General features: G+C 49.6%; 8 protein-coding genes. 4 read left to right on the top strand and 4 right to left on the bottom strand.

The window, feature by feature from the left end; translation table 11 throughout:
- Both ACESLU_RS08905 and ACESLU_RS08900 read left to right on the top strand, forming a co-directional pair.
- The coding region (locus ACESLU_RS08905) for a phospholipase D-like domain-containing protein (protein ID WP_372638100.1) at window positions 1-242 on the top strand (242 nt) is incomplete at its 5' end.
- Window positions 243-500: 258 nt separating this feature from the next.
- On the top strand, window positions 501-1445 hold the full coding sequence (locus ACESLU_RS08900; protein WP_372638098.1) for an alpha/beta hydrolase: 945 nt from the start codon (window positions 501-503) through the stop codon (window positions 1443-1445).
- 6 nt (window positions 1446-1451) lie between these two features.
- On the opposite strand, the gene ACESLU_RS08895 is transcribed toward ACESLU_RS08900, so the two are convergent.
- The 3 genes from ACESLU_RS08895 to sucD all read right to left on the bottom strand — a co-directional run bounded on the left by ACESLU_RS08895 (window position 1452) and on the right by sucD (window position 3735).
- Complete coding sequence (locus ACESLU_RS08895; RefSeq protein ID WP_372638095.1) at window positions 1452-1910, bottom strand: VOC family protein; 459 nt, start codon at window positions 1908-1910, stop codon at window positions 1452-1454.
- A gap of 22 nt (window positions 1911-1932) precedes the next feature.
- On the bottom strand, window positions 1933-2628 hold the full coding sequence (locus ACESLU_RS08890) for a GDSL-type esterase/lipase family protein (protein ID WP_372638092.1): 696 nt from the start codon (window positions 2626-2628) through the stop codon (window positions 1933-1935).
- Window positions 2629-2859: 231 nt separating this feature from the next.
- Complete coding sequence (sucD, locus tag ACESLU_RS08885; RefSeq protein ID WP_372638089.1) at window positions 2860-3735, bottom strand: succinate--CoA ligase subunit alpha; 876 nt, start codon at window positions 3733-3735, stop codon at window positions 2860-2862.
- Window positions 3736-3949: 214 nt separating this feature from the next.
- Here sucD and dnaG point away from each other — a divergent pair, with 214 nt between their 5' ends.
- Window positions 3950-5977, top strand: coding sequence for a DNA primase (gene dnaG / locus ACESLU_RS08880; protein ID WP_372638086.1), 2028 nt, complete (start codon window positions 3950-3952; stop codon window positions 5975-5977).
- 127 nt (window positions 5978-6104) lie between these two features.
- Complete coding sequence (locus tag ACESLU_RS08875; RefSeq protein ID WP_372638083.1) at window positions 6105-6929, top strand: inositol monophosphatase; 825 nt, start codon at window positions 6105-6107, stop codon at window positions 6927-6929.
- A 230-nt stretch (window positions 6930-7159) separates the two neighbouring features.
- Here ACESLU_RS08875 and ACESLU_RS08870 read toward each other — a convergent pair.
- Window positions 7160-7686: bacillithiol biosynthesis deacetylase BshB1 (locus ACESLU_RS08870; protein WP_372638080.1), on the bottom strand; the 527-nt coding region annotated here is incomplete at its 5' end.

Genomic DNA, 7686 nt, shown 5'->3' with positions numbered 1-7686 from the left:
TCATTGTGGTAGATGATTATGTCTCATGCATAGGATCTGCGAATTTTAATCACCGGTCGATGCTGAAAGATGACGAAGTGAATATGACAGCTCTTAGTGCGGAACTGGCAGAGCTGCTGGTTAATCACTTTGAGGAAGATCTCACCTATTGTGACGAAATAAAAAAAGACCAGTGGGAGCAGCGAAGCCTGATGCAGCGGGGACTGGAAGTCGTGAGTAAGTTTTTTAAACAGCAAATTTAGAGTTTTTTACTGTGGGACAGCCGATTATAAAAATGACTCTTGAAAATTTATTGACTATAAGAGGGCTTTGCAAAATCAGTCCCGAAGCATCGGGAAACATCAAAGCCTGAGCGAATTCAATACCGCAGCATATAATGCATATGGGAGGATTTTGAATGAGCGAAAATGAAGAGATTGGTCAAAAGAACGGTTTTGCAAAGCCCTCTATAATTACAGGATACTATTGACGCAAACATATTCAAAATGAAATCACCTGTCATGAGCAAAAAATTAATAAGACTATGCATTATCCTCGGCAGTGCAGTAGCCGCATTCGGGATGCTTCCGCAGCATGAGGCTTTTGCACAGGAAAAGGAAAGCAGGATAGATAGCCTCACTCTCAATCTATGGCCTCAGGGAGTGCCGGACGGGCAGGGGGATACCGATCTCGACACGCCTACGCTTACGGCATATCTGCCGGAAAAATCAGCCCCATCCCAAACGGGCGTGGTGGTATTTCCGGGGGGCGGGTATGCTCAGTTAGCGATGGATCACGAAGGCCGGCAGGTGGCAGAATGGCTCAATAGCCTGGGGATAGCTGCATTTGTGGTAAAATACCGGCTGGGCCCCCGATATAATCATCCATCCCAGCTGCAGGATGCCCAGCGGGCCATGCAGCTGGTACGGGCTAATGCCGGGCAGTGGAACGTCAGCACAGATCATATTGGCGTGCTTGGTTTTTCGGCAGGGGGACACCTTGCCTCGACGGCGGGCACTCATTTTGAAGGGGATTACGGCAGTACCGGTGCTGCAGGCGATTCCCTGGAGAGTTTCGATCCACGTCCGGATTTTATGGTCTTGATTTATCCCGTGATTACCATGAAACCGGATTATACGCACCGGGGTTCGCGCAATCACCTGCTGGGTGAGAATCCCGATGAAGAGCTGGTACAGTATCTCTCCAACGAAACCCGGGTAACCGAAAATACGCCGCCGACATTTTTGGTGCACGGGTCCAATGATACGGCTGTGCCCGTACAAAACAGCCTGCAATTTTATGAAGCGCTTTTGACGCATGATGTGCCTGCGGAGTTGCACCTGTTTGAAGATGGTCCGCATGGTTTTGGCTTAGCTCCCGAAGATCGGGAGCTTTCGCAATGGCCCGATTTATGTGAGCGCTGGATGAAGAGCCGTGGTTTGTTATCCGGCAAAGAGGAGGGATAAAGCCCTTCACTGTTGGGCAGCAACATCATTTACTTCAATCCAATAGCCGTCCGGATCCTGAAAATAAATTTGCCGGACTCCATCGGGCCGGGTATTATAGGTGTTGGGCTTACCATAGGCGCTGGCGTAGTAGATATCGTTTGCCTCGAGATTTTCCAGAAGGCTGTCCAGGTCGGAGGTCTTCAGCGCCAGGTGTATACGTTGGATCATATGGATCTTTTCAGTGTTTCCTTCGATGAGATGGAGTTCCATTTGCGGTCCCATACTGAACCAGCGGATGGTTTCCTTTTGAGTTTTATTTTCAATTTCCGGAAGCGAGAGTACCTCCCCGTAAAAAGCGGCGCTGATGTCGAGGTCCTCGACGGTAATGGAATAGTGATCGAAGGTCAGGCCAGGGGCTTTTGCGGCAGCCAGTGCTACCATCGTGACAGAGAAGCAGAAAAGAAGTAGCAGCATATCGCTCATAGTTTATTTGAGTTTATACGGTCTATGGGACCATTTTTTGAAGCACGGGACGAATGACCTCATTCCATGCTTCATACCCATGTTTATTGAGATGCAGCAGATCGTCAAGGAACAGGCTGTCGTCGGGTTTGCCATCGGTATTTAGTATGGGCGTGGCTAAGTCGACGTAATGAAGTTGTTCGTAGTTGCTGTTATAATCTTTAATCGACTGGTTTAGCTCGCTCATTTCGGGCCAGTAATCCCACCGGCTGCTGCTGGGTTTTATCGGGACGTACAGGAAATCGACGTCGGGCTGATCGTTGAGGATGCGTTCGACCAGTTGTTGATAATCATCGAATACCTGTTCAACCGGTTTGTCGGAGGCAATGTCGTTGTCACCCTCGTAAAATACGATGAGTGCCGGATCGTATTTGCCGATAACGGCTTCGTAGTAATGTTGAACATCCGAGGTATGCGACCCGCCAAAACCACGGTTGATAACCGGCAGGTCGGGGAAGGCAGCAGCCGTCTCCCAGAGTCGAATGCTGGAGCTTCCCACAAAAAGAATTGCATCGGAGGGAAAACTGTTTCGCTTGTCCCATGTTTTAAATTGCTCAATTTGTTCTTCAAAACGCAGGGGATCCGGATCGTCAACCGTATCGTGCTGGGCTGAAGCGGCAAAGCAGCTTACGCAAAGAATAAGTAAGAGGACGAGCAGGGATGGTTTGTGCGACATCATGTTTGAGTAAAGTTATGGTAATTGCAAGCTAAGTTGTTGGAAATGATATCTGATTTGCTGTTATTTTCCAACTTTTGTTATGAAACGTATTTTTGGCGCAATGCCAGGATCGCGCAGCGGGACAGGAGTGAAAACAGCGAATGGCGCCAAGCAAAATAAAAAAGGTGACATCGTTCACAGATGTCACCCTTGTAAAATAAATAGCGTGTAATTTTAAAAGTATCAGGACTATCAGGCTGTTTCCAACCGTTCCTTGAGCGTTGTGCCGATTTCTGCGGGACTGTCAACAACGGTGACCCCGGCATCACGGAGCGCTTTTTTCTTGTCTTCTGCGCCCCCTTGTCCCCCGGAAATAATGGCACCGGCATGTCCCATACGCCGGCCGGGAGGGGCGGTGCTGCCCGCAATAAAGGCGACGACCGGTTTACTGACGTTATCCTCGATATAGGCTGCGGCCTCCTCCTCCGCCGATCCGCCGATTTCACCGATAAGTACAATAGCATCGGTATCGGGGTCGTCCTGGAAAAGCTTGACGGCGTCGGTGTGCGTCGTCCCGATCACTGGGTCGCCGCCGATTCCGATCGCTGTACTTTGTCCCAGTCCGGCTTTCGTCAGCTGATCGACGGCTTCATAAGTCAGTGTTCCCGAGCGTGAAATGAGTCCCACTTTACCGGGCGTAAAAATATTACCGGGCATGATACCTATTTTGGCTTCGCCGGGCGTAATGACACCGGGACAATTTGGACCGATGAGCGTAGCGCCGTGGCTTTCCACAATTTGTCTGGCGGTAATCATATCCTTGACAGGAATTCCTTCCGTTATGCAGATAATGACCCCTATTCCGGCGAAAGCGGCTTCGGAAATCGCATCTCCCGCAAAAGCCGGGGGGACAAATATTACGGAGGTGTTTGCATTTTCATTGGACACCGCGTCGGCCACCGTATTGTATACAGGCAGCCCGAGGTGTTTCTGTCCCCCTTTACCGGGGGTTACGCCGGCGACCACATTGGTCCCGTATTCTATCATCTGCTCGGCGTGAAAGCCGCCTTCACTTCCCGTAATTCCCTGTACGACTAAACGAGTATCATTACCAACAAGTACGCTCATGAACTTTTTTCTGTTAAGTTAAACGGTTTGATTGAATCGCTCGAAATATACCCACTACAATATGATTTGGCAAAGGCGGACTGCGGATTAATTGATTTCCCTGATTATCCTGCAACCTGAATCTATTCGGTAATTCCCACTTCCCAATTCCCCCTTCCTGATTCCCAAAATACAGGGTGAAACTCATCGGAATAACTGTTATTATTTCGTTGCTATGGCAGCAATGATTCCGGATGAAAAAAAAGAAGAGGTTCGCGGTGCGGCAGACATCGTGGAAGTGGTCGAAGATTACGTAAAGCTGAAACGCTCCGGCCGCAGCTGGAAAGGATTATGTCCATTCCATGACGAGCGTACGCCGTCTTTTCACGTAACGCCCGATCTGGGTATCTATAAATGTTTCGGGTGCGGCGCTTCCGGGGATGTGTTTAATTTTGTGATGGAAATGGAAGGAGTGGGGTTCGTCGAGGCGATGCGCTCGCTGGGAGACCGCTACGGCGTGTCACTGCCGGAGGAGGAAGATCCGGAATTTGACGAAGATCATCACCTCCGCGAAGGCATTTATCATGCGCTTAAATATGCCGGAGTCTTCTTCTTTCGTCACCTTATGGAGACCGGCGAAGCACAGAAGGCGCGCGACTATCTCAAAAAAAGGGGCTATAATCGCACCATTGTCAAACGGTACGGACTCGGTTATGCGCCCAACGGGGGAGACCAACTCTATCGCACCGCCCTGGATTCCGGGTTGAACGAGGAGTATCTTCTTGAAGCGGGGCTTATTAAGCCGAGTAATCGCGGCGATGGGTTTTATGATGCGTTCAGGGGACGCCTGATGTTTCCCATTTTCAATCCGTCGGGCAAAGTGATTGCTTATGCGGGACGCGTGCTGGGCAACGAAAAGACGGCGAAATATATCAATTCGCCGCAAACCCGTGTATACAACAAGAGCAAGGTGCTCTATGGTATCAACTTTGCCAAAAATGAAATTCGTAAATCGGATGAAGTGATCCTGGTTGAGGGGTATACGGATGTCATTTCCCTCCAGCAATACAGCGTTAAAAATGTAGTGGCGTCCAGCGGCACCTCGTTGACGCCCGACCAGATGAAGCTCCTGCACCGGTATGGCGATACCATTACCATGATCTATGACTCCGATTCAGCCGGGCAGCGAGCCATGAAGCGGGGCATCAATATTGCACTGCAAGAGGGGATGGACGTACGCCTGCTCGAGCTGCCGGAAGGGGAAGACCCGGACTCGTTTGTCCGGCAGTTTGGCAAAGATTCGTTCCTGGAGATGAAGCGGGAGGAAGAGGAGGATTTTCTGGCCTACCAGATTCATAAGGCCAGGGACGAAGGACGGTGGGAACGTCCCGCTGAAAAGAAAAAGGTGGTTAATGAGATCCTGGAAAGTATTGCACACATGCCCGACCCGGTTTCCAGGGAAACCTATGTACAGCACCTGAACAGCAAAGCCAGGATAGGCGATCGGGCCCTTTTTGACGAGCTGGGAAAAATTCGCAAAGAACTGAAAGAAGAGCGGATCCGGGCCCGGAAACGCCGGCAGCGCCGGCAAGAGCGGGAGCAGCGAGATTCAGCGACTTCTTCCGAAGCCCCGTCTCCCCATTCGGTAGCTTTTAAAAAGCAGGTGGATGGGGCGGCACCCAAAACAACAACTACGCCTCCCCGAAAACGGCCTAATTTTGAAAAAGAGCTGATTCGCCTGATGCTCATGTACGGCAATGATATGATTGATTATATCGGCTCCTACTGTTCGGGCAAGCATTTTGAGGACGAGCAGCTTCGTGATTTTTACGAGGATATCATTGAGCAGTATAAAGACGGAGAGGAGGTGAGCGTAGAAAAATATGCGAGCCGCGAACATCCATATCCCGAGCTGGTGGGGGAGATTGTATTGGAAAAGCATTCCGTGAGCGAGCGCCATCACGAAAAGATAGGCGTACAGTATAAAAAGGATAAGAATCCCTATCGTACGGCTAAAGGGGCGCTAAAGGCGTTGAAAGTACATTTTATTAACCGGCTGCAAACAGAACTCTACGAGCAATATAATGACGCTGATGGAGAGGAGCGCAAAAAAGTGATGCGGCTGATGAAAGAAGCCGGGCGGCGGCGTACCCAGATACAGCAATCGCCGATCGATGAATTGTTCCCGGACCCCGATACCGATGCAGCAAAAAGTGTTTCCGAAAAAATATTCGAATACAAGATGAAGGAGAGCGATGAGTGATGAATCGTGAGTCATGAGAACCGTTCCCGTGTGTCGCACCCCGTTCACAGGTTTTTTTATTTTTGTTTACCTTTACGGTTTTGTAAGCTCTCTGTTAAACAAACAGCAAATGTAAATATAAAAGAGAATGTCTGATTACACTATTGAGTTAAATGTCGCCCGAAAGGCGGCCGACGCCGCTGCCAAAATTATTCGGGAATATCAGTCGGCCAGCAGCTTTTCGGTCAGCTATAAAGGCAAAAATGATATTGTTACGGATGCGGATCTAAAATCAGAGCAGAAAATTTTGTCCATGATACACGAGCAGTTCCCTGATGACCTCATTCTGGCCGAAGAGTCGTCCGATCATATAACCCTCCCCGAAGAACGAATATGGCTTATTGATCCCATCGACGGCACGACAAATTTTACTCACGGTTTCCCGGTGTACTGCGTCTCTATTGCGCTATGGGAACACCGCCGGCCTCAAATGGGACTGGTGCTGGAGGTCTCCCGCAACGAGCGTTTTTCAGCCTTGGCGAGTCATGGGGCTTATTTAAACGGAAACGCTATTTCGGTATCCAGTCTGGAGGATTCGCAGTATGCTTTGGTGGGAACCGGCTTTCCGTATAATGATCTGAGCCTGGTCGATAATTACCTGGAGTTTTTCCGCATGCTGATACACCGTATACAGGGAGTAAGACGGGCCGGCGCCGCCGCCTACGATCTGTGTTGCGTTGCTTGCGGACGGTTTGACGGATTCTATGAATATTCGCTAAACCCTTGGGATGTAGGCGCTGCTGCGCTTATTGCCAGGGAGGCGGGGGGAACGGTATCCGATTGGCGGGGAGGGGATAACTGGCTGCTTGGTGAGCGTATTGTGGCCGGCAATCCTTCCATTCACCAATTTTTGCTGGAAGAAATTCAAAAGCAGTTTACGGAGCAGGAAGTCCGAGGGGAGAATTGGAAATAAGGCCTACCGCGTTGACCTTAAAGGCATGCTTGGACGATTAATAGAATACTTATGAAGAAAAAAACATAACCTTTTAACTAACAAGCGCTTAAACTACATATCACACTTATTCAGTAAAGCAGGTTTCAAATAACCGGTAACAAATAACCATTAACAGGATTAATCCTTGGCAAGAGAAGACCGGTGTTCCACGAAAATTTACCTTGCAACCTGAGCTGTGACTTGAGAAGTTATCTAAAGGGATTGGTCTCGAAAAAGGTTTCAAACGATTGCATGGGCAGAGGACCGTTATAGTATTTGAACGGCTCTCCGTAGGTGGTGCCGATCAAATGTCCATAGTGCCGGGCCCGGGCTTCGATGCCTTTGAAAAATTGGGTATTTGAAATATACGTTTCCGGTTCATCCTCCGATGCCTCTGCGTTAAACTGGGTTTCAAAAGCCAGAATAGCTTCTATCTTCGTGTCAAAGGTTTCGGTGATATCAAAGACCAAATCCGGTTCAAAAGGTCGATCCTGCATATAGTGAAGGATGTGCGACGGCCTCCAGCGCTGCTGCGGACGATCGTGCTCATCAATGGTTTTTATCTTGGGTAATCCGCTGTAAAAAAGTGCATCCAGCGCCAGCCGGGTGCCTTGTCCGTGATCCGGATGCCGGTCCGACGGTGCACCCACCAGGCAGATATAGGGCTGGTATTCCCGGATCTTTTGTATGATCCTGAGCTGGTTGTCCCGGTTGTTCCGGATGTCGGTATCGGCAA

It is taken from the genome of Fodinibius sp. (genome assembly GCF_041642155.1).
Classification (GTDB): domain Bacteria; phylum Bacteroidota; class Rhodothermia; order Balneolales; family Balneolaceae; genus Fodinibius.
Note: the sequence above shows the minus strand (reverse complement) of the source record. Positions and strands in the feature narration are given on the sequence as shown.

What these genes read in the sequence shown, in the direction of transcription:
- ACESLU_RS08900 (WP_372638098.1), top strand. Translation starts at nt 501, where the DNA reads ATGAGCAAAAAATTAATAAGACTATGCATTATCCTCGGCAGTGCAGTA.
- ACESLU_RS08895 (WP_372638095.1), bottom strand. Translation starts at nt 1,910, where the DNA reads ATGAGCGATATGCTGCTACTTCTTTTCTGCTTCTCTGTCACGATGGTA.
- ACESLU_RS08890 (WP_372638092.1), bottom strand. Translation starts at nt 2,628, where the DNA reads ATGATGTCGCACAAACCATCCCTGCTCGTCCTCTTACTTATTCTTTGC.
- sucD (WP_372638089.1), bottom strand. Translation starts at nt 3,735, where the DNA reads ATGAGCGTACTTGTTGGTAATGATACTCGTTTAGTCGTACAGGGAATT.
- dnaG (WP_372638086.1), top strand. Translation starts at nt 3,950, where the DNA reads ATGGCAGCAATGATTCCGGATGAAAAAAAAGAAGAGGTTCGCGGTGCG.
- ACESLU_RS08875 (WP_372638083.1), top strand. Translation starts at nt 6,105, where the DNA reads ATGTCTGATTACACTATTGAGTTAAATGTCGCCCGAAAGGCGGCCGAC.